Origin of the sequence: Luteimonas terrae (assembly GCF_031457535.1) — a bacterium.
GTDB lineage: Bacteria > Pseudomonadota > Gammaproteobacteria > Xanthomonadales > Xanthomonadaceae > Luteimonas > Luteimonas terrae_A.
Genome location: NZ_JAVDWO010000002.1, coordinates 239,893 through 262,273, shown reverse-complemented (window position 1 = coordinate 262,273; position 22,381 = coordinate 239,893). Strand labels below are relative to the sequence as shown.

Genomic DNA, 22,381 nt, shown 5'->3' with positions numbered 1-22,381 from the left:
CCTGGACCGCACATCCCCTTCCAGTCCCGGGGTCGCCCTCTCCGCCGTGTCGTTCGACTGACGTGAGCCTGCCGCGGTGTCAGGCGAAACCGTCGACGCCTGCGGGCATCGGCACCCGTGCGTCGGTCAACGACGCCAGCGCACGTCGCGCCGGTGCAGCCACAGGTCGATCGTCCACAGGAACAGGGCGCTGGCCACGGCGAACTCGCCGGTCGGGACGGTGGTCATCATGGCCTTGAGGAACAGGAACGCCCCTGCGATCACCCCGCCGTGGAACCGGGTCGTCCCGGGGCGGCGGCGCAGGAAGCGCGCCAGCGCCGTAAATGCGGCGGCGACCGCGAGCAGCGTGCCCGGATCCTTCGCGCCGAAGGCGTGGAGAACGATCAGGGCCGACACTGCGAGGATGGGGACCCACAGCAGCCTGACTCTCGGCGCGAAGGTGGCTGCGCCTTCCGGCGCGCCTTGCCAGCGCAGGTAAATCTGGAACCCGATCCGGGCCCACCACAGCGCCGCCAACCCGAGGCTGGACGCGGCGAAGACGTCCAGCGCCTCCAGCCCCAGGCTGCGTCGACCGTTGCTGAGCCACTCGACCAGCACGGACAGCAGCACGGCCAGCAGCGTCAGCGCAGCGCCGTAGACCGCGCAGCGCATCAGCGCGGCGTATGCCCTCGGCCGCGTCATGCGCTGGGTGTCACTGACCTGGGACCAGAACGCGACCTGATCGCGGTCGATGTCGTCCGGCAATGGATGCAGGCCGTAGCCCAGTGTCTGCAGGAACGCGCGGAAGCGTGACGTCTCCTTCGGCACCACGCTGCGGAACAGCGCGGCCCACACGTTGTAGGGACTGCGCAGCACGTCGAGCATGCGTCTCACGTCACGCTCAGTGACGCGCTCGTTCGTCGTGGCCGTCGTGCGACGGGCCAGGACATCCGCTCGACCGGGTACCAGCTCCCACGCCAGCTGCATGCGTTCGCCGAGCACCTGCAAGGCGTACGCGTCGTGGCCGGCGCCCACTTGGTCCAGCCCGAAGAAGTCCAGCAGCGCGTTGAACGCATCGCGCCCGATCGGCGGCACCTGCGCGTGCAGCGTCGCGATCAGATAGGCGCCGACGCGAGGTTTGACCTGCAGCGACCACAGTTCGTGGCGCTGGTGCAGCCACGCCAGCAGGCTGCGTTCGTGGCTGGCGCAGGCCTGTTCGATGATCGCCGCGCACAGGGCGTCGATATCGATTTCGAGGTCTGCGGCCGGGTCTTCGTGCGGCAGCGGCGGCTCGGCGTGTGCGGGCCGGGTGTCCGCTGCAGGGGGATTCGGCGCGCGCGCGTCGTGGTCATCGGCGTCGCGCAGGTCCGCGCCGTCGATGTCCTGCAACGGCATGGCGGTGGACGGCGCGCCGGTGGCGGCGAGCAACTCGTCCAGCGTCAGCACGGTGCGATAGGCGCCGTCGGGAATGTCGTCCTCCGACGGTGCGGGGGCGTCGTCGTGGCCGCCCGCATCGTCGTCCGTGTCCTCGACGTAGGCGAACGCGTCGCGGTGACGCGACCACGCCAGCGCGGCCTGGTAGGCCTCGTGCAACTGCTGGAACCCGTCCGGATCGGTGTCGGGGCGGGTGGTCTTCAGCCGCCCTGCGTAGGCGCGTTTGATCGTGCGTTCGTCGGCGTCGTGCGGCAGCTGCAGCCAGTCGAGCGCCCAGCTCACCCCTCGGCCTCGATCGACTGCAGGGCCTCCGCCAGACGGCCGCGATGGTCGGCGATCAGCCGCAGATCCTGCGAATCCAGCGCCGTGCGGAACTGCATCAGCCAGTCCTGCACCCGCTCGCGGTGATGCAGGTGTTCCTCGTAGATGCGTTCGGCGCGTGCGACCAGGGCGAGGTTCTGCTGCTGGTCGCGCGGATGGATCTTCAGCGCCGACAGCGCCGCCAGCCGCTCGGCGATCTGGCCGGCGTCCAGCAGGCCGGGATTCTGCTCCAGCACCAGTTCGTGCCGCTGGCCGCTGGCGTGCACGCGGGCCTCGACCTGCAGCAGGCCGTTGATGTCGTAGGTGAAGCGCACGGTCACGCCGTTCTGGGCCTTGGGCAGCTTGGTGTCGATCGCGAGCTGGAGCGCGCCCAGCTTGATGTTGTTGGCCACCAGCGGACTCTCGCCCTGGTAAACCTCGATCATCAGCTGGCGCTGGCCCTCGCTGACCGGATAGAACTCGTCTTCCCGGCTCACCGGCACCGCGCTGTTGCGCTGGATGATCGGATGGAAGAATCCGCCGCGCGACTGGCCGTCGCCGCTCTGCTTCGTGACCTGCGTGCCCAGGGTATAGGGGCAGACGTCGGTGAGGATCACCTCGCTGAGGTGTTCGTCGCGCGCCTTCAGGCCGGCGGCCACGGTCGCGCCCAGCGCGACGGTCTGGTCCGGATTGATGTGCCGCAGCGGCAGGCGACCGAACATGCGCGTCACTAGGCGCGACACCATCGGCATGCGCGTGGCGCCGCCCACCAGCACGATCTCGTCAAGCTTGTCGGGCGTGAGCCGCGCATCGCGCATCGCGCGTTCGATCGGCGTGCGCATGCGCTGCATCAGCGGTTCGGCCAGCTGCGCGAAGCGTGCCTCCTCGATTTGCCACTGCACGCTGCGTCCGTCGATCTGCAGCTGTATCTCGGCCTGCTGGTGGCCGGTAAGTGCGCGCTTGGCGGCTTCCAGGCGCCTCCGCAATTGACCTGCCTCACGCCGGGCCAGCTGCGCCATGTCGACCGCGCTGTCGCGCGCGAAGGTCTCGACCAGCAGTTCGAGGAAATCCTCGCCGCCGAGGAAATTGTCGCCGGCGCTGGCGTGCACTTCGACCACGCCGTCGAACAGTTCGAGGATCGATACGTCAAAGGTGCCGCCGCCCAGATCCAGCACCAGAAAACGGCCTTCACCTTCGCGCTGCTGCAGGCCGTAGGCCAGCGCCGCCGCGGTGGGCTCGTTGATCAGGCGTTCGACACGGATGCCGGCCAGTTCGCCGGCCGCGCGCGTGGCCTTGCGCTGGGCATCGGAGAAATACGCCGGCACGCTGATCACCGCCTCGGTGACGGTCTGCCCGGTCGCGGCCTCGGCGTCGGCGACGAGCGCGCGCAGCACCAGCGCCGACAGTTCCTCGGGCCGGAACGTGCGATCGCCCAGCCGGGTCTCGCGCGAAGTGCCCATCCAGCGCTTGAATCCGGCAATGCTCTGTTCCGGGTGACTGACCAGTCGATCACATGCGGCCTGGCCGACCAGCACGCTGTCGCCATCGACGCTGATCACCGATGGAGTGAGCAGGTCGCCGTGGGGATTGGGGAAGAGCCGTCCGCCGTCGGGGCTGGAGATACCGCTGAGCGAATGGGTAGTGCCGAGGTCGATGCCGACGATCATGGAAGCCGCAAATCCGTTTGCAAAGCGCGGATTCTAAAGGAAGCAACCGGCTGCGAACGGCCCAAGTCACGCATCCGGCCTGTCCTGTTTTCCTGGCCAACGGGTCTAGCGACCGGCTCCAGGTTCACCTCCCCCACGTTGCACAGATCACTTGCTTCGAGGACTGCGCGCGCGCTTCGCGAGCGCCTTCTCGGCTGCTTCCAGTTCGCGCAGATCGTCCGCGTCCGCGGCACTGGCCTCTTCTCGGCGGCGGCGCGCGTCGAATGCCTCATAGCGCTCGCGGGCCGCATGCTTCATCGCGTCGTGCCCAAGGGGGCCCGCGCCCTGCAGTACAGCGCGATCATTGAACTCCAGCAGACGGTCCACATTCTGCCGCCAGTACGCCAGCGTCAGATCCTGGCGTTGCATGACCCGGAGTTCGGCCTGCTCGAGAAAGATCACGACCAGTCGATTGAGCGCGTCGATTTCGTCGTTGGCGAGATAGCTCTTCGCAACGATGACATCCGCCTTGCGGACACGGCTGCCTTCCCAGGTGTTCAGTCCCATGTTGGGAAGGCCGGGGTCGGCGCGGGCGACGATGAGTTCGGCTGCCGTCTTGTGGGTGACGGCATACAGCAGCTCGTTCTGGATCTCGGCGAAGAACAGCGACGCCTGCTGCTCACTGTCGCGGTAGTCGGTGCTCAGGGCGAAGAGGTCGCGGACCTTCTGGTAGAACCGCTTCTCCGAGGCGCGTATCTCGCGATACGCGCGATCAGTTCATCGAAATAATCGTTCGCCGCCGGGTCTTTCAGCCGGGCGTCGTCCATGACGAAACCCTTGACGATCAGGTCGGACAGCTGGGCCGTGGCCCACTGCCGGAACTGGGTGCCGCGGGCGGAGCGGACGCGGTAGCCGACGGCGAGGATGGCGCTCAAGTGGTAGTGATCGACTGACCGGCGCACCGAACGCGAGCCTTCGATTTGAACTACCCGGAGATTCCGGATAGTTCGTTCAGGTTCGAGCTCGCCCTCCGCGTAGATGTTCTGCAGATGCTCGCTGACGGTTTTGATGGTGACCTCGTAGAGCTCCGACATCTGGGCCTGCGTCAACCAGACCGATCCGCTTTCCAGCCGAACCTGGATGCGTGTCCTCGAATCCTCGGTGCGATACAGAATCAATTCGGATGGCGTGACGTTCTGATCTTCCGTGCTCATGCGGATTCCCTGGTCATGTCATGCATCAGAACAGCGCCCCTTGGCTCGGGGGTGATTCGGGCGCGTGCTCTACGGGTGCAGAAGACGGTGTCTCCACCGCACCCAGCCGCCAAGCCAGTCCGGACCAGCGACCTGCATGGCGATCGAGCGCCTCGCGCAGGATCGGCGCGCTGGCGACGACATGCAGCGCGCTACGGGCGCGGGTCATGCCGGTGTAGACGAGTTCGCGCGACAGCACGCGGTTGAAGCGCTCCGGCAGCACCAGCAACACCGCATCGAACTCGCTGCCCTGCGCCTTGTGGACCGTCATCGCGAACGCGCTGTCGTGCGCGGGCAACGCCGCGGGATGGAAGGGCCGCGGGTGCTGCGGATCGTCGCCAGGGAACCAGGCCACGAGCGCGCCGCTGTCGTCGCGTAGGCAGATGCCGATGTCGCCGTTGAACAGACGGTGGCGGTAGCTGTTCTCGGTGATCAGCAGCAGACGCCCGTGGAAATAACCGGGACCGGCGCCGCGGCGCGTGCTGCCGCCGAGAAGTTCTTCGATGCGTGCATTGAGCCCGCGCGCGCCCTGCGGCCCTTCACGCACGGCGGTGAGGAGGCGCAGGCGACCGGCGCTTGCGAGCGCCTCGACGGGATCGGTGGTGTCGGCCAGCGCGGACCAGTGCGCGAGCAACTGTTCGCGATGTGCGGCGAGCGGATCGGGCTGGCCTTCATGGAAATGCACGCCGGCCAGATCGCCGGTGCGCAGCAGCGACAGTGCGGTCTCGGCATCGCCCTTGCGCACGGCGGTGGCGAGCGGCGCGAGGTCGAGGGCGGCGCTCTGGCGGTAGCCGCGTTGCAGGTGGATGCGGCGGCCGGGGAAGCTTCCACCGTCACTCCCGCGCAGGCGGGAGTCCATGGACGTTGCCTGTGCTTGATCCAAAGTCCCTGGATTCCCGCCGGACCAGACATGCGTCTGTTGAAAGCCGCGGGAATGACGAGCCAAAGAAGGTGGCGCCGAAGTCTCTGGATGACCAGCGCTGTGCGCTGTTGAAGAGCGAGTCCCGCCAGCGCGCAGACGATCGTCGTGCGACACGACGGATGCCACCTCGGAAGCGACAAGCGTCGCGCTCATCTGCCACACAGGTTCGCCGAACAGAAGCTTCGACATTGCGGCATCGCCATGAGGGAACTCCATGCCGTCCCCGGCCGCACGCAGGATGCCGCTCAGCACATCGCCGGCTTCGACCGACGGCAGCTGGTCGGGATCGCCCAGCAGCACGAGGCGTGCGCCATCGGCGACGGCGTCGACCAGCTTGGTCATCAGCGGCAGATCGATCATCGAGGCTTCGTCGACAACGACGACATCGAACGGCAACGGATTGTCGGCGTGATGGCGAAAGCGCGGGCTGTCGGGGATCGTGCCGAGCAGGCGGTGCAAGGTGGTGCCGGCGGTGGGCAGCACCGTTAGCAGTGCGGCATCGACATCGGCTGCGGCCAGCGCCTGCACGGCCTTGCGCACGCTCTCGGCCATGCGCTCGGCGGCGCGGCCGGTGGGTGCGGCGAGCGCGATGCGCGATGCCGGGCGCCCGGCGTGCAGCGCCTGCGCGGCGAGCAAGGCCAGCAAGCGCGTGATCGTGGTGGTCTTGCCGGTGCCGGGCCCGCCGGTCACGAGGACGAGGTTGTGGCGGAGCGCGACCGCGGCTGCGAGGGCCTGCAGATCGACGCCGGTGCGGGCGTCGGGAAACAGCTGCACGAACAGCGGCGCCAGCGCATCCAGGTCGCCGCGTTCCGGCGTGTGCGCGCCGATGCGCCGCAGACCGAGTGCGAGGTGGCGTTCGTACTCGCGATAGCGGCGCAGGTAGAGCAGGCCGTGCTCGAACACCAGCGGTGCGTCGGGGATGGACTCGACGTCGCCGTCGGCGGGCTGGGAAATCCACGGCGAGGCCTCGAGATCAGCGCACCAGGTGTCGGGTGCGGGCCAGCGGATGTCGGCGCCGGCGAGACGCTGCGGCGCGGTGGGATCGAAACCGGCGTGGCCGTTGGCGACGGCGAGCGATGCGAGCGCAGCGGCAGCGAGCACGGTGTCGGGCGTGGCGGGATCGAGACGCCGCAGCGACTGCGCGAGCGCGTTGTCGAGCGTGCGCAGCGCGCCGGTGTCGCGCAGGGCCTGCAGCAGGTTCATGCCGCGGCCTCCACATCCCGTCCCGCGAACAACCCATCCAGCGCATCCACCAGCTCCGGCGCAAACCGCCAAGCCTGCACACCCGGCGCGTCGTCTCTTGTTGCATCCAGGCCGCGGCAGAACAGATAGCGCACACCGCCGAAATCGCGCGCGTAGTCGTAGCCATCACCCAGCCGGAAGCGCAGCCAGCGATGCAGGGCGACGGTGTAGATCAGCGCCTGCAGGTCGTATTCGCTGTGCGCCATCGCGGCCTCGAGTTGCGCGGGGCCGTAACCGGGCAGGCGGTTGGTCTTGTAGTCGAGCACGTACCAGCGCCCGTCGTGCACGTAGGTCAGATCGATCAGGCCGGTCATCAGGCCCTCGAGCTGGCGGCGCATGCCGAAGCCGCTGCGCGCGGACAGCACGCCGTGGCGATGCAGCAGGGCGAGCAAGGCATCGATGCGCGTCGGCGCAAGGGCGAACTGGAATTCGATTTCCGGACGGCGCGCATCGGGCGGCACGTCGGCCAGGCGCACGCCTTCAGGCAGGGTGACGGTCAAGGTCTGGCCGACCAGCGGGGTCAGCACGTTGATCCCGTCGTCGAGATCGGCGTCCGCGTAACCGGCGGCGCGCAGGCGCTCGACGATGACGTCCGCATCTGTGTCGGGCGCGGGCGCACCAGGCGTCCACGCGGACCACTGCGCGAAGTCGCTGCGTTCCAGCACGTCGTGCAGCACCACGCCGAAACGCGCGCCGGCGAAGCGCGGGTCGTAGACGTCGGTCTCGGCCGCGTCGGGCGCGGCGTCGGGATCAACAGCGGGTTCGTCCAGACCACCGGGCGCGGCCTGCGTGGATGCGCTCGATGCGTCGTGGCCGGATTCGGCATTCGCCAGCTGGGTGAAGCTGTAGACCCACCAGTCGCTGATCAGCGAACGCGTCGCGATGCGCGCGGCCGGCACGGCGTCTTCGGAGCCGGGCGGCAACCACGGCAGCGACGCGGGCGGCGATTGCGTGTCGATGCGGATCGCACTGCCGAGCGCCTCGGCGAGCGCGTCCGGCGCGGCGATCATGTGCGCGATCGCGGCCTTGTCATGGCCGAAGAACTTGCCACCCGCAATCCACAGCGCATGCCGCGCGCGGGTCAGGCCGACGTAGAGCAGGCGCGCATCCTCGGCGCGTTGCCCGTCCTGCCAGCGTTGCTTCGCCGCGTCCCAGCCGGACCGCGACGGCAGCAGTTTCCAGTGCAGGGCGCGGCCGGCGTCGTCGGCGACGGTGACGTGGCGTCCGGCGTCTCGCGGCTTGCCGCCGATGCCGGCGAAGGGCAGGAACACCAGCGGATATTCCAGGCCCTTGCTCTTGTGCAGCGTGACCACCTGCACCCGGCGCGCGTCGGATTCCAGGCGCAGCAGCTGGCTGTCGTCGTCACTGCTGGCGGACGCGATCGCGCGCGACAGCCAGTCGACCAGCCCGTGCAGGCCCAGCGCGTGCGCCTGCGCTTCCTGCAACAGTTCGGCCAGCTGCAGGTAGTTCGTCAGGCGACGCTCGCCATCGAGCAGGCCGAGCAGGCGGCCGGCGTGTGCGGCGCAGAGATCGGTGACCAGCGCGAGCGGGCCGCCGCGTTGCAGACGGTCGCGCCAGCCGAGCGCGGCGAGTTGCCAGGCGCGCAGCGCGTCGCCGTCCTCGTCGAGCGCGGCGACGTGACCTGCATCCTCGCCAATCAGCACCGTCGACAGCGCCATGCGCAGGCGGCCGTCGTCGGCGCCGTGCAGCAGCGCGAGCAGCAGGGCGTGCACGTCGCGCGCTTCGGCGGTCGCGAACAGGCTCTGCTTGCCGGCGGCGACCGCGGGAATACCGACCATCGCCAGTGCTGACCGGATGCGCGTGGCCTCGCTGTGCGAGCGCACCAGTACCGCGATGTCGCCGGGCTGCACCGGGCGGCCTTCGATCAGCGCGGTGCCGGCGCGCGCATCGCTGAGCACGCGATGGATCTCCGCGACGCAGGCCTGCGTGGCGAGTTCGCGCGAGCGGCCGGCGCTCCAGGGTTTGATCTTGTTCTTGTGATCGGGCGGCGGATCGGGCGCCTGCCACAGCGTGAGCGCCGGTGCAGGCGCGCCGCCGCGCAGATAGTCGTCATCGCGACGCACGCCGCCGGGTTCGACTTCGCGAAAAGCGATGCGGTCGTCGACGAATGGCGGATGGCCTGACGCATTTGCCTGCGCGTACAGCGCCGCGATCGCGCGCAGCACGCCGGGGCGGGAGCGGAAGTTCAGCGCCAGCGGCGGCGCTCGTTCGGCGGAGGCCTGGGCGGCGAGATAGGTTTCGACATCGCCGCCGCGGAAGCCGTAGATCGCCTGCTTGGGATCGCCGATGACGAACAGCGCCGGCGCGCCGCTGGCGGCGCCGAACACGCGTTCGAAGATCCGCCACTGGCGGGGATCGGTGTCCTGGAATTCGTCGACCAGCGCAACCTTGTATTGCGCACGCAGCTGCGCGACCAGCGCGTCGGCCTGCGGACCGTCGACGGCATCGGCGACGCGGTCGATCAGATCGTCATAGGTCTGCACGCGCTGCTGCTGCTTGAAGCGATCGACGCGGGCGCGTGCGTCATCGCGCAGGCGGTGCAGCAGTTCGACCCGGCGCGCGTCCTGCCATTCGGCGATCTCGTCGAGCGCGGCGAGATACGCGGGAATCGCATCGCAGACCGGCGAGTCAGGTGTACGGCCGACTGCTTTCACGCTGGTCCGCTTCTGCAGCATGTCGCGCGTCAGGTTCTCGAGCTTGGGATGCTCGAAGGGCATGTCAAAGTCTTCGCGCGCACACCATTGCCCCAGCGCTCCGAAGAGCGCGTCGATCCAGTCGGCTTTGTAGCTGGCGTTGTTGAGCACCTTGTTTTCGACAGCGTTGACCAGCGCGGCGTGGAAATCCTCGCCATGCGCATGGAACGCCGCCGCAAGCGCGGCCCCGGCTGCGCGTAGTCGCGGCGCAGGATCGTCGGGCAGCTCGGTGAGTGCCGGCCGTAGCACGCGTTCGCGCACCAGCGGCGACAGATCGCCGGCGAGGGCGAGCGGACCGCCGGACCACAGGCTCAGCAGATCGTCGGCGGCATCGGGCTCGACGCCGTGCGAACGCCATAGATCGGCGGCAATGGCTTCGCGCAAGGCCGTGTCGCTGGTCATCAGCTCGGGCGCATCGAAGCCCTGCCCGGCTTCCAGTGCATGTTCGCGCAACACGCGCGCGCAGAAACCGTGGATGGTGAAGATCGCGGCGAGGTCGATCTCGTCGGCCGCCGCGCGCAGGCGGCGTCGCAAGCCCTCGGCGCTCTCTTCGCCGCGCGCGAGATGCTGCGCGAGCACGGCGCTGGTCAATGCGGCTTCGGGCGAGGCGTCGTCGCCGATGTCGGCGTCTACCAGTGCCTCGGCCATCTTCAGGCGCTTGTGGATGCGGCTGCGCAGTTCCTGGGTCGCGGCTTCGGTGAAGGTCACCGCGAGAATCTCGCCGACGCGCAGGCCGCCTTCGACGACGAGCCGCACGACCAGCGTCGCCAGCGTGAACGTCTTGCCGGTACCCGCCGAGGCCTCGATGGCGCGCACGCCGTCGAGCGGCAGCAGCAGGTAGGGATCGGTGCTGCTCATTCCGAGTCCTCCACATCGAGTTCCGCGGCGATCGCGCGCAGCGCATCCAGATCGGTGCCGCCGTAGACCAGACCCTTCACCACCGCGCCGAACACCGTCATCGCCTGGTCGACGAACGCAATCTGGGTGGCCTGATCGGTGAACGGATCGCGCCCGCGCAGCGCGAGGCGCAGCGCTTCGGTATTGCCCTCACCCCAGCTGCGGTCGCTGCCGTGCCACTTCTTCGCGGCGTTCTGGAGACCGCGTTCGAGATTCGGCGCGTTGAACAGCTCCCAGCCGCTGTAGGGCGCGAACGGCAGCGGCGCGCGCAGGCCTTGGGCGCGCAGTGCGATCAGATGCGCGAGCAGCGCGCGGGCTTCGTGTGGCGCGAGCGTGGCGCGTGTGTGCGGACCGGCGCCCGCATCGCCGCCGTCGTGGAACTGCACCAGCGGCGTCTCGAGTCCGGCCGCGCTGGCGAGCAGCCAGTCGAGGCCATCGCGGATCGAGGAGTTGCCGTTCGGCGCGTCGAAGCGGATGCGCGCGATGCCTTCTGGATAGACGTCAGCCAAGCGGCCGTGCAGGCGCACACCATCAATGTGGGCTTCGATCCGTGGTGCATCGGCGACCGTATCGCCACGCCACGCACGGAAGGCTTCGGCGTAACCGTCGACCTCGCGTCGCACTGCATCCAGCGTGCGCCGCCCCAGCGGCCCGGACGGGAGCAGGCCGCGCGCGCGCAACAGGGCCTGCGTGGTCGCATCGTCGTCGCCGCGCAGGCGTGCCTCGAACACCGCGCGCTGCAGCTGCTGTTTCGCCAGACCACGGCCCGGTGCGAGCAGCGGTTCGACATCGCCTTCCAGCGTCTCGACTTCGGCCAGGCGCATGCCCAGCCGCTGGCGAAGGAAGGTCTCGGCTGGTGCCTGCAGGAAGCGCCGCAGCGCATCGAGCGACAGCGCGTCCTCCGCCTCTTCGATCGGCGGCAGCGCCGTGCCATCGAACCAAGCCGGCAGCGCGATGCGGCGTTGCACGGGCTGCGACGCGGCACTCCACCATTGCTGGCGATACGAGAAGCGACGCGGCTCGTCGCCGGCGCCGAACGCGGCCGGCGCGAACGGCTGCAGCGGGTGATGCACGACGAGATCGTCCGCCGCGAGCGCGTCGGGCGCGTGCTGCGCATCGGCGGCGGCCAGCAGTTCGGTCACCAGCACCGAAGGCTCGCGCACGCTGCCATCGCGCGGGTCCGCGCCCTGGTAGCTGACGTAGAACACGTCCTGCGCGGCGGCGAACAGTTGCAGAAACAGGAAGCGGTCGTCGTCGCGCGTGCTGCGGTCGCCGACCTGGCGGCGGTCGGTGCCGAGTTCGGCGGTCAGGCGGTTGAGCCCGGCAGCGGAATCGCGGCGCGGGAAGTCGCCATCGTCCATGCCCAGCAGGCAGATCGCGCGGAACGGCAGCAGGCGCATCGGTACCATGCGGCCGACGCTGACGCCGCCGGTCAACAGCGGCGCGCGGGTGTCGGCCTCGCCGAGCACGGCGGCGAAATGCGCGCGTACGGCTTCCGACGGCACCGGTGCATCGAAGCCGGCGCGCGTGGCATCGGCGGCGAAGGCATCGATCAGGCTGCGCAGCCGATCGAGCGCGCGCTGGGTGGCGGGCGTCGACGGCGGCTTCGGCAGCAGCGCGTCGAGCAGACGCAGCAGGCGGTCGCGCCAGGCCTCGGGCGGCATCGCCTCGCCGAGCAGGTCGGCATGACGCGCAAGTACGCGCAGCAGGCGGACCAGCGTGTCGAGCGCATCGAGCGCGCTGCCTTCGAGTTCGGGCAACGGTGCGATGAGCTGGCCTGATGCGGTTGCGATCGGTGCATCGCTGCCGCTGGCGTGGCCGAGCAGCAGGCGGTCGAGTGCGAACGCCCAGGTGTAGGCATCGTCGGCCGGCGCATCGAGACGTGCGCGATGGGCGGCATCGATGCCCCAGCGCGCGCCGGCCGCGAACAGCCAGGCATGCAACCGCGCGAACGCGCCGGCATCGAGCCCGGCGGAATCGGCCAGCGGCGGACTCGCCAGCAGGTCGAGCGTTTCCTCCAGCCCGAAGCGCGCGACCGGCAGTGCCAGCAGGCGCAGGAACACGTCGGCCAGCGGCTCGCCGGCGAGTGGGCTGGCATCGGCCAGCGCATACGGAATGGCCTGATTGAAGCCGGAGTCCTCGCGCCCGCGCCCGCCGAACACCGCATCCAGATACGGGATGTAGGGATCGATGTCGGGCGCCAGCACCGCGACGTCGCGCGGCTGCAGTGGCGGATCGAAACGCGGATCCTCGAACAACGCGCGCAGCTGGTCGTGCAGCACCTGCAGTTCGCGCAGGCGGGTGTGGCAGGCGTGCACCTGCAGGCTGGGATCGTCGCGCCGCAATGCCGGCAGACGCGTGCGCGGATCACTCGCGGTCGGCGTCAGCGGCGGTGACGGCAGGCGCTGGAACAGGTCCGACTGCAAGCGCCGCAAGAGGCTACCGTGCAACGCGCCGCCGCCCTCGCCGGGATCGGCGTCGCTGCGCAGTTCGACATCGGGATGCACGACTTCATAACTGCCGAGCACGGCCATGAAATCGCGGCCGGCGTGGCCCCAGGCCTGCAGCAAGGGATTTTCGGTGCGCGCGGCCTCGGCACCGCCGGCGCGCACGCGCTGCAGGTCGCCCCAGTAATCGCGGCTCGGCGAGGGCACGTAGAAATGCAGCGTGCCCACGCGCGCCTGCGTGGCGAGCACGCGCAGCACGTCCGGCGAGACATTGAGCGTGGCGAACGCGAACAGCCGCGGCGGCAGGCCGACCGGCAACGGCGCGTCATGGCCTTCGAAACGGTCGAGATACTGCTGGATGCGGCGCGCGCGATGCTGGCGACCGCGCGCGATGCGCCGCCACAGGATCGCCTGCGGATCGTCGGCATCCGCGCCCGCTTCCCAGCGCAGCAACCAGTCGCGGCGCCAGGCCTGGTACTTCTCGAACACAGAGGCGAGTTCGCCGGCCAGGGCCCACGGCCGCAGCGGATCGTTGCTGTCGACATGCGCGCGCAACGCCGCGAGCGCGGGCTGGGCGAGGAAGGCCGGATCGGTCAGCGCGGCATACAGATGCCAGCGCAGCGCGGCGGCATCGGGTTCGTCGGTCGGCGGGCCGAGATTGGCCGACAGCGCCTTGCCGACGAATTCGCCGGGCGTCACGAATTCCAGATTCGCGGCGACGCCGTGTTCGGCAGCCAGCGTGGCCTGCAGCCAGCGCCGCATCGCGACCTGCGGAATCAGCACCACGTCCGGCGCCAGCAACGACTGCCCCGGCGCCGGCGTGCGCAGCGCGTGCGCCATCAGGCCCGCCAGCACCTCCAATGCATTGGAGTGGTAGAGGCGGAAGTCGGGGGCGGCGTCGGGCATCGCCCCATGATGCCGGACACCGGTCGCATCGGCAGCGACGCGCGCGTCCGCAAGCGGCGGCGCGGCGCTGCCACCGGCCTGCGTCAGGCGCCGGACATGGGCAGCCGCAGGTCGGCCGGCGTGCCGGTGCCATCGAGTGCGCGACGTGCATCGGCATCCAGCACCGCATCACGCGACCACCCGGCCACCGCGGCGGCGGCATCGACCGCATGCGCCCAGGTGCAGCGGTTGGCGAACAGCATGCCGGGCACCGCGAAGGTGCCGCCGCGGCTGATGTAGCCCAGCGCGCGGGTCTTCGCCGGACCATCGTCGAGGCGACGCAGCACGCCGAGCATCGGCTCCGGGCGGGTATGGCTGATCAGCACCCGCGGCAGCCCGGGTGGGAACAGCCCGGTCAGCGCGGCGTCGTCGAGCACGAAGGCGGCTTCGATGTCGTCGCGCGGGATGCGCAGCCGGCCCGGCTCGATGATCGCGGTGACGCACGAGGCGTGACCGGCGCGGGCGAGATGCTGATGCGCCTGCATCGCTTCTTCCAGCTGGTAGGCGCCGATGGCGACGAACTGCACGGCGGCCGTGGCCGGATCACCGGCGACATGGCCCGCGCCCTTGGCCATCAGCGCCTGCGCGCCAGCGGCGTCGAAGCGGTTCGGCAGCTCGCGCTTGGAGATCACCAGGCAGGCGATCTCGCCGCGTCCGCCGTAGACCGCGCGTAAGGCGGCGACGGCGGTATTGCCATCGACCGGGAACAGCACGCGCGAGGTGTCGGACATCTCGCCGAGCAGCGCCTCGCCGATCGTCGGGTCCTGGTGCGACTGCTCGTTCTTGGCGTTCTCCCAGGTGTGCGAGGTCACCACCAGCGGCACCGACAGCCAGCCCGGCACCTGCCCCAGCTCCTTCTGGCGGCGGGCGAAGATGATCTCCTGGCGCAGCATGCCGAGCATCTTCACCGCGAAGGCCTCGTAGCTGACGATCAGGTTGAGCCCGCCCTTGTTGCCGGTGGCGGCCGCAGCGACGGCTTCCTCGTTGAGCGCGGTGATGACCGCGCCGTGCAGCGATTCGGCCACGCCGGCCTCGGGCACGTTGACCCGGTGCTTGAGCCGCAACAATGTGCCGCCCATCTGGTTGCTGGCCAGCTCGTCGGGATTGCCGACGCGCACGCGCAGGTCGGGGTTGGCGTCGACCAGGGCGATGAACCACTCGTCGAGTGCATGCATCGCGCAGCCGCGCGCCTGCGCCGCGTCCCATTGCGGTTCGGGCAGCGCCGGCGCATCGGGATGGCGATGGGCGAGCGGATGCTGGCTTTCGCGCACACGCTGTTGGGTTTCGTGGTTGGCCAGCGTGTGCAGCGCGTCGTCCAGTTCCGCGGGCGGCACGAACAGCGCCGCGGCGCCTTCATTGAAGACAGCACGCATCGCGGCATCGCGATGCGGATTGCCGCCCAGCGGCAGGTTGTGCGCGGCATTGGTGCCGGCGCCGGGGAAGCCGAAGCCCTTGTCGGTCTCGGCGATGACGTAGGGCAGGGCGGCGGGGTAACGATGCGCCGGGTCGGCCGCAAAGGCTTCCAGCATCGCATCGGCGGTCAGGATGCCCCAGGCGATCGCGGCAGGATCGCGGCCGTCGACGATCAGCGGCGCGAAGCCGTTGTTGCGCACGTCCTCGGCCAGCCAGCCCGCGCCGCCGGCCTGCCCGATCTGGGTGCGCTGCTCGATGCGGCGGCCGTTGAGGATCATCACCGGCACCGCGAACCCGCAGTCCTCGGCGCGCCACCAGCGTGGCGTCCAGTCCGAGCCGCGCTGTTCTTCGAATGCGCCGTCGCTGAGAAACGCCACCAGGCGCTCGCCCGGCAGCGGCATGTGCACGTACTGCAGGCCGGCAAAGCCGAGATAGCCGCCTTCGGAGATGGCGCCGGCGGTATTCGGGCCGGCGTGGCTGCCGAGCGGCACGGCCGGACGGCCGTCGGCGCCGATGGCGAAGGAATAGAAGTCGGTGATCAGCCGCGCCAGACCATCCGCGCTGCGGTCGTAGCGCCCCGCCTGCGCCGGCGAGACGTCGCCGGTCAGCGCGTTGGTCGCCTCGATCGCGGCGGCGCAGTGGCCCTGGCCCATCAGCCACGAGCGGGTGTGGCCGCTGAGCGCGTTGGCGAGCAGGTAACCGACGAACGCCGGCACCATGTTCAGCGCGCCGCCGGTGTGGCCTTCGGGCACGGGCTTGAAGTCGTCGGCATCCAGCGCACGCCCCTCGAGGTCGATGCGCCGCGCATAGGTCATGTGCGCGACGACATTCATCGCCGTGCAGGCGAGGCGGTCGGCGGCGGCCAGCAATGCGTAGCCGGTGTCGCGGTCGGCGAGCCGGCCGGTGTCGACGAGGGCGCCGAACAGCGCGTCGACGCGCGCCGCGGTCTCGGCGCTGTGGGCGATGGGGCCGTGGCCGGCGCGCCAATGGGCGAGCGGCGCGTGGGTGGACTGGTGCATGGGTGTTCTCCTGCTGCCGCGCCGGCGACGCCGCGGAAGCGCGGCATCGTCGTCATGGCGTCGTGTCAGTGCGCGCCGGCAAGTAACGCCAGGGTCTGGCGCGCGGCGATCCATTCTTCGTTGGTCGGCTCGACGCCGACGAGCACCGGGCTGGCCGGCGCCGAGATCACTGCGGCATCGGCGGTGTTGGCGTCGGCGTCCAGCGCCACGCCCAGAAAGCCCAGGCCGGCGCAGACGCGCGCACGGATCTCCGCGCTGTGTTCGCCGATGCCAGCGGTGAACACCAGCAGGTCGAGCCCGCCGAGCACTGCGACCAGGGCGCCGATCTCGCGGACGATGCGGCGCACGTAGAGCGCGAGCGCGATGCGCGCACGCTCGCCGGTCTCGCCGGCCTCGGCCTCCAGCGGCAGCAGCACGCGTGGTTCCGACGAGCGGCCGGACACGCCGAGCAGGCCGGAGCGGTGGTAGAGCAGATGCCCCACGTCGGCCAGGCTCAGTTTCTCGATCTCCATCAGGTACAGCACCGCGCCGGGGTCGAGGGCGCCGGTGCGCGTGCCCATCATCAGCCCGTCGAGCGCCGAGAAGCCCATCGTGGTGGCGATGCTTTCGAGGTCCTGCATCGCGCACAGGCTGGCGCCGCTGCCGAGGTGGGCGACGATGCAGCGGCCGCGCGCGACAGCGCCGTGGCGCTCGGGCAACACCTCGGCCATGTAGGCGTAGGACAGGCCGTGGAAGCCGTAGCGGCGCAGGCCGCGGGTCCAGGCGTCGTAGGGCAGCGGCAGCATCCGCTCGACCTGCGGCAGCGTGTGATGGAAGGCGGTGTCGAAGCACGCGACCTGCGGCAGCGCCGGTTCGGCCTCGAGCAGCATCTCGATCGCCTCGAGCGCGAACGGCTGGTGCAACGGCGCCAGCGGCACGTAGCCCTTGAGGTCGGCGAGCACCGCGGCGTCCATGCGCACCGGCGCCTCGTACCGCCCGCCGCCATGCACGACGCGATGCGCCACCGCGTGCAGCCGGCGTCCGCCCAGACGCGCCGCGACCCCGTCGCGGATGCGTGTCAGGGCTGCGTGGTAGGGCTGGTCGGCGTCCAGCGCTACTTGTTCGGTTTCGCGCCCGGTCTCACCGTAACTCGGCGCATCGCCGCCGATGCCCTGGACCTTGCCGTTCCACACCGGCGCGCGCGGCAGCGGCGTCTGGCCGGCATCGAACAGCGCGAACTTGATGCTCGACGAACCACAGTTGAGCACCAGCAGCAGATCGCCGCGGCTGGGATACCGGTCGGCAGTGGCGGACGCGGTCACGGCGGCGTGCTGCGGTAGTGGTGGGCGAGCATCAGCGCGATCGCGCACGAGGCCAGCCGTGATTCCCTCGCGTCGGCGCGAGAGGTCAGCACCACCGGCACCCGGGCGCCGAGCACGATGCCGGCGCTGGCGGCGTTGCCCATGAAGATGAGCTGCTTGGCCAGCAGGTTGCCGCTTTCCAGGTCCGGCACCACCAGGATGTCGGCCCGGCCGGCAACGTCGGACACGATGCCCTTGCTGCGCGCGGCATCGATCGACACCGCGTTGTCGAGCGCCAGCGGGCCGTCGAGGATGCCGCCGGTGATCTGGCCGCGATCGGCCATCTTGCACAGCGCGGCGGCGTCGAGCGTGGCCGGCATCGTCGGCGACACCGTCTCCACCGCGGCGAGAATCGCGACCCGCGGCACGGCGATGCCGAGCACGTGCGCGAGGTCGATCGCGTTGCGCACGATGTCGGCCTTCTGCGCCAGGTCCGGCGCGAGGTTGATCGCCGCGTCGGTGACGATGAACGGCCGCGGATAGTGCGGCGTCTGCAGCACGAAGCAGTGGCTGACCCGGCGCTTGGTGCGCAGCCCGGTCGCCGACGCCACCACCGCCCCCATCAGCTCGTCGGTGTGCAGGCTGCCCTTCATCAGCGCCTCGACCTCGCCGGCGCGCGCCAGCGCCACCGCGTGCGCCGCTGCGGCGTGGCTGTGAGCGACGTGCTCGATGCAGATGCCCGTCAGGTCCAGGCCCGCGTCCGCCGCCACGGCCTCGAGCCGCTCGCGTGGCGCCACCAGCACCGGCACGATCAAGCCGGCATCGCGCGCATCGAGCGCGGCCGACAGGCTGGCGGCATCGCAGGGATGCACCACCGCGACCCGCACCGGCGGCAGTGCCGCGACATGCGCGAGCAGGCGGCCGAGCCCGTCGTTGCCCCCGGCATCTGTGTTTGATGCGGTCATCCGCGCACCACCAGGGTATCGGCCGTCGAGGTCGCGGCGATCCGCCTGGCGACGCTGCCGATGACGACCTCGTAGGCGGCGCTGCGGCCGTGGCTGCCGACGACGACGAGGTCCGGCGCGAAGGTGTCGACGTACTGCTGGACCAGGCGCGCGGCATCGCCGTGCTCGACGCGCAGCTCGAAACGCCCGGCGTCGGGCACGGCTTCGCGCAGGAACGCGTCTCCCTGCGCATCGGGATGCGCGCGCGGCGTTGCGACCTGCGCATCCACGGCGACCCCGAGCATCGGCGGGTCGACCGCATGCAGCAGCGTGATCCGCGCTTCCGGGAACAGGGCATGCGCGTGCCGCAACGCGGCGCGAGATGGCGCGGAAAAATCGCTGGCCACCAGCAGATGGCGATAGGGCGCGTGCGCACGCTCGCGCACCACCAGCAGCGACGCGCGGTCACGGCGCAGCAGGCGATCGACGGTCGAACCCAGCATCGCCGGGCCGAACGGGCCGCTGCGGAGTGATCCCGTCACCACCAGCGGGTCGTCGCGCGCATCGAGCAGCCGGGACAGGCACTCGCCGGGGTCACCCTCGTCGACGTGCGTGTCCCAGGCCACCGCGGCGTCCTCGAACTCCCGCTGCAGCCACTGCTGCGCGTGGACCCGTGGCGGCGGTGGCCGATACCAGTGCGCCCCGCCACGGGCGCGCAGGCCGCGGGCTCGCGCGTGCGCCGGATCGAGCACCGTGGCGGCGGTCGCGGTGCCGCCGAATGCACGCGCCAGCAGCCGCGCGCGACCGATGGCGCGATCGCAGCGTGGAGCGAGGTCGGTCGCGACCAGTACACCGGCGCCCTCGTCCATGCGCGCGCGGTCTGTGTTCCGGTCGACACTCATGCCACGCCCCCCGCCGGTGCTGGTGCCGCGGCCGGCGCCAGAGTCGCCAGCACCGTGCCGGCAGGCTTCAGTTCGTCGAACACACCCAGCCGGCGCAGAACCCGCTTCTCGACTTCCAGCACCAGCAGCATCGCCACGCCCACCAGCACGATGACGACGCCCTCCAGTAGTGGCACCGGGCTGCTGCCGAACAGGGTGTTCATCCACGGCAGGTAGGTGAAGGCGAGTTGCGCGACCACCACCGCGGCCACCGCCCACAGCACCGCCGGCGTGCCGCGCAGGCCGCGCAGCGACAGCGAGGCGCCGTGCAGGTAGCGCACGCTGAAGAGATAGAAGATCTCCATCACGCAGAACACGTTGACCACCATCGTCCGCGCGGTCGCGATATCCAGCCCGCGGCGCTGGGCCCAGGCGAAGGTGCCGAACGCGCCGGCGGTGAACAGCAGCGACACCAGCGCGATCCGCCACAGCATGAAGGGCGAGATCAGAGACGCGCTGCGCTGGCGCGGCGGTCGCCGCATCACCCCGGGTTCCGGCGGCTCGAACGCCAGCGCCAGGCCGAGGGTGATCGACAGCACCATGTTGATCCACAGGATCTGCGGCGCGGTCATCGGCAGCACCCAGCCGAACACGATCGCCAGCGCCACGGTCAGCGCTTCGCCGCCATTGGTCGGCAGTGTCCAGGCGACCACCTTGCGGATGTTGTCGTAGACCGCGCGGCCTTCGTGCACGGCGGCGGCGATCGACGCGAAGTTGTCGTCGGCCAGCACCATCTCGCTGGCTTCCTTCGCGGCCTCGGTGCCCTTGTGGCCCATCGCGATGCCGATGTCGGCCTGCTTCAGCGCCGGCGCGTCGTTGACCCCGTCGCCGGTCATCGCCACGGTGTGGCCGCGCGACTGCAGCGCGCGCACGATGCGCAGCTTGTGCGCCGGACTGCTGCGCGCGAATACGTGGGCGCGTTCGACCAGCGCCGGCAGGTCGGCATCGTCGATGTCGTCGAGTGCGCGTCCGGTGACCACTTGCGGATCGTCGGCCAGCTGCAGCTGGCGCGCGATGGCGCTGGCGGTCGCGGCGTGGTCGCCGGTGATCATCTTCACCGCGATGCCGGCGCTGCGGCAGTCGGCGACCGCGCGGATCGCCTCCTCGCGCGGCGGATCGATGAAGCCGGCGATGCCGGCGAACGTCAGATCCCGGACATCGGCGAAGGCGAAGCTGTCGGGCACCTGCGGCAGGCGCGCGAACGCGAAGCCGAGCACCCGCTGTCCCTCGGCGCCGGCGGCGTCGACCGCCTGCTGCCAGTGTCCGGCCTGCAGCGGCGCGCTGTTGCCGGCGGCATCGAGCTGCGCGCCGCTGAGCGCGAGCACCTGTTCCGGTGCGCCCTTGACGCAGACCAGCGCCCCGTCGCCATCGCGGTGCAGCGTGGCCATGAAGCGATAGTCGGCATCGAACGGCACTTCGTCGATCCGCGGATGCCGGTCTTCGATCGCGGCCGGATCCAGCCTGGCCTTGCCCGCCAGCGCCAGCAGCGCACCTTCCATGGGATCGCCATCGATCCACCAGCGTTCGCCCTCGTGATGCAGGCGTGCGTCGTTGCACAGCAGGCCGATGCGCGCGACGCCGATCGCCGCGGTGATCGCCCCGCCACCGCCATCGGGCGTGAGCGCGCCGACGGGGGCATAGCCACCGCCCTCCACCCGCACGTCGCCGGCGGACGTCACCAGAAGGCGCACCGTCATCTCGTTGCGCGTGAGCGTGCCGGTCTTGTCGGTGCAGATGACCGTGGTCGCGCCCAGGGTCTCCACCGCCGGCAGGCGCCGGATGATCGCGTGGCGCGCGGCCATGCGCCGCACGCCGAGCGCCAGGGTGATGGTGATCACCGCCGGCAGGCCCTCGGGCACCAGCCCGACCGCCAACGCGACCACGATCATCAGCGCGTCCAGCCAGGCGTAATCGCGGAACCCGATCGCGAACAGGAACAGCGCCGCCGCCAGCACCAGCGCCAGCAGCGTGAACCGGCGGCCGAACTGCGACATCTGCGCCAGCAGCGGGGTGGTCAGGCTGTCGACGCCGCCCAGCAGCGTGCCGATGCGGCCGACCTCGGTATCGGGGCCGGTGGCCACGACCACCGCGCTGGCCTGGCCGGAGGCGACCAGCGTGCCCGAATACAGCATCGACGCGCGGTCGCCCAGATCGGCCTCCACGGCGACTGGCTCGGCGAGCTTGTCGACCGGCACCGATTCACCGGTCAGCACGGCCTCGTCGATGCGCATGCCGCGGCAGCGCAGGACGCGCGCATCCGCCGGCACGCGGTCGCCGGCCTCGAGCAGCACGACGTCGCCGGGCACCAGCTCGGCGACCGGAATCGTGGCGCGCGCGCCGTCGCGCGAGACGCGCGCGGTGGCGGCCAGCATCGAGCGCAGCGCCGACATCGCCTGTTCCGCGCGCCCTTCCTGCACGAAGCCGACCAGGGCGTTGATCGCCACCACCGCCGCGATCACCACGGCGTCGACGACATGCCCGAGCGCGAGCGCGGTGATCGCCGCCGCCAGCAGGAACAGGATCAACGGATCCTGGAAATGCCGCAGCAGCCGTCGCCACGCGGGCGCCGCGCGCGGCGCCGGCAATTCGTTGCGCCCGTATTCGGTGAGCCGGCGCAAGGCTTCGTCGCTGCGCAGGCCATCCGCCGTCGCCGACAACGCCTGCAGCACGTCTTCGTGGGGTTGCGCGTGCCAGTCGACCTGCACCTCGCGGTGGTCGTTCGGACGCATGGGGGTCTGCTCCTGTGCAGGCAGACGGCGTGGATGCACTCCAACACGCCATCGCTGCGGTATCGCATGTCCGGGCCTGCAGGAGATCGGCGGCATCGCACCAATCCGCCGCGGCAGCAGCAGCGGGCCCGGGAGACCCACCATGACAGGTCGCCCGGACCGGGTCGATAGGCGTATGCCAGCCGATGAACGCCGCACGCTGCGTTCATGCACAGGACCACTGAAACCGGCGGAACGTCTGGCCGCGCATTCGCCTTCTGCCCGTCCGACAGGGCC

At 70.5% G+C, this 22,381-nt stretch carries 10 protein-coding genes and 1 pseudogene; all 11 read right to left on the bottom strand.

The window, feature by feature from the left end; genetic code table 11:
* Window positions 1-126: 126 nt before the first annotated feature.
* The gene (locus J2W68_RS03510; RefSeq protein ID WP_310232837.1) at window positions 127-1,695 is read right to left on the bottom strand and encodes a J domain-containing protein; all 1,569 of its coding nucleotides are present in this window, start codon (window positions 1,693-1,695) and stop codon (window positions 127-129) included.
* Window positions 1,692-3,380, bottom strand: a complete 1,689-nt coding sequence (locus J2W68_RS03505) for a molecular chaperone HscC (RefSeq protein WP_310232836.1) — start codon at window positions 3,378-3,380, stop codon at window positions 1,692-1,694. Before J2W68_RS03505 ends, J2W68_RS03510 begins: the two co-directional genes overlap by 4 nt.
* A gap of 147 nt (window positions 3,381-3,527) precedes the next feature.
* A pseudogene (locus J2W68_RS03500) lies at window positions 3,528-4,453 on the bottom strand (virulence RhuM family protein).
* Window positions 4,454-4,598: 145 nt separating this feature from the next.
* The gene (recD, locus tag J2W68_RS03495) at window positions 4,599-6,737 is read right to left on the bottom strand and encodes an exodeoxyribonuclease V subunit alpha (protein ID WP_310232835.1); all 2,139 of its coding nucleotides are present in this window, start codon (window positions 6,735-6,737) and stop codon (window positions 4,599-4,601) included.
* Window positions 6,734-10,348 (bottom strand): exodeoxyribonuclease V subunit beta, encoded by a 3,615-nt coding sequence (locus tag J2W68_RS03490; protein WP_310232833.1) that lies wholly within the window; start codon window positions 10,346-10,348, stop codon window positions 6,734-6,736. The genes recD and J2W68_RS03490 overlap by 4 nt, the downstream gene beginning before the upstream one ends.
* Window positions 10,345-13,740 (bottom strand): exodeoxyribonuclease V subunit gamma, encoded by a 3,396-nt coding sequence (gene recC, locus J2W68_RS03485; RefSeq protein ID WP_310232831.1) that lies wholly within the window; start codon window positions 13,738-13,740, stop codon window positions 10,345-10,347. Before recC ends, J2W68_RS03490 begins: the two co-directional genes overlap by 4 nt.
* A gap of 83 nt (window positions 13,741-13,823) precedes the next feature.
* Entirely contained in the window at window positions 13,824-16,211 is a 2,388-nt protein-coding gene (locus J2W68_RS03480) for a xylulose 5-phosphate 3-epimerase (RefSeq protein WP_310232829.1), read from the bottom strand.
* A 65-nt stretch (window positions 16,212-16,276) separates the two neighbouring features.
* The gene (locus tag J2W68_RS03475; protein ID WP_310232828.1) at window positions 16,277-17,512 is read right to left on the bottom strand and encodes an acetate/propionate family kinase; all 1,236 of its coding nucleotides are present in this window, start codon (window positions 17,510-17,512) and stop codon (window positions 16,277-16,279) included.
* On the bottom strand, window positions 17,509-18,456 hold the full coding sequence (locus tag J2W68_RS03470; protein ID WP_430539658.1) for a bifunctional enoyl-CoA hydratase/phosphate acetyltransferase: 948 nt from the start codon (window positions 18,454-18,456) through the stop codon (window positions 17,509-17,511). The genes J2W68_RS03475 and J2W68_RS03470 overlap by 4 nt, the downstream gene beginning before the upstream one ends.
* Window positions 18,453-19,337, bottom strand: a complete 885-nt coding sequence (locus tag J2W68_RS03465) for a universal stress protein (RefSeq protein WP_310232826.1) — start codon at window positions 19,335-19,337, stop codon at window positions 18,453-18,455. Before J2W68_RS03465 ends, J2W68_RS03470 begins: the two co-directional genes overlap by 4 nt.
* On the bottom strand, window positions 19,334-22,105 hold the full coding sequence (locus J2W68_RS03460) for an HAD-IC family P-type ATPase (protein WP_310232825.1): 2,772 nt from the start codon (window positions 22,103-22,105) through the stop codon (window positions 19,334-19,336). The genes J2W68_RS03465 and J2W68_RS03460 overlap by 4 nt, the downstream gene beginning before the upstream one ends.
* Window positions 22,106-22,381 lie beyond the last annotated feature (276 nt).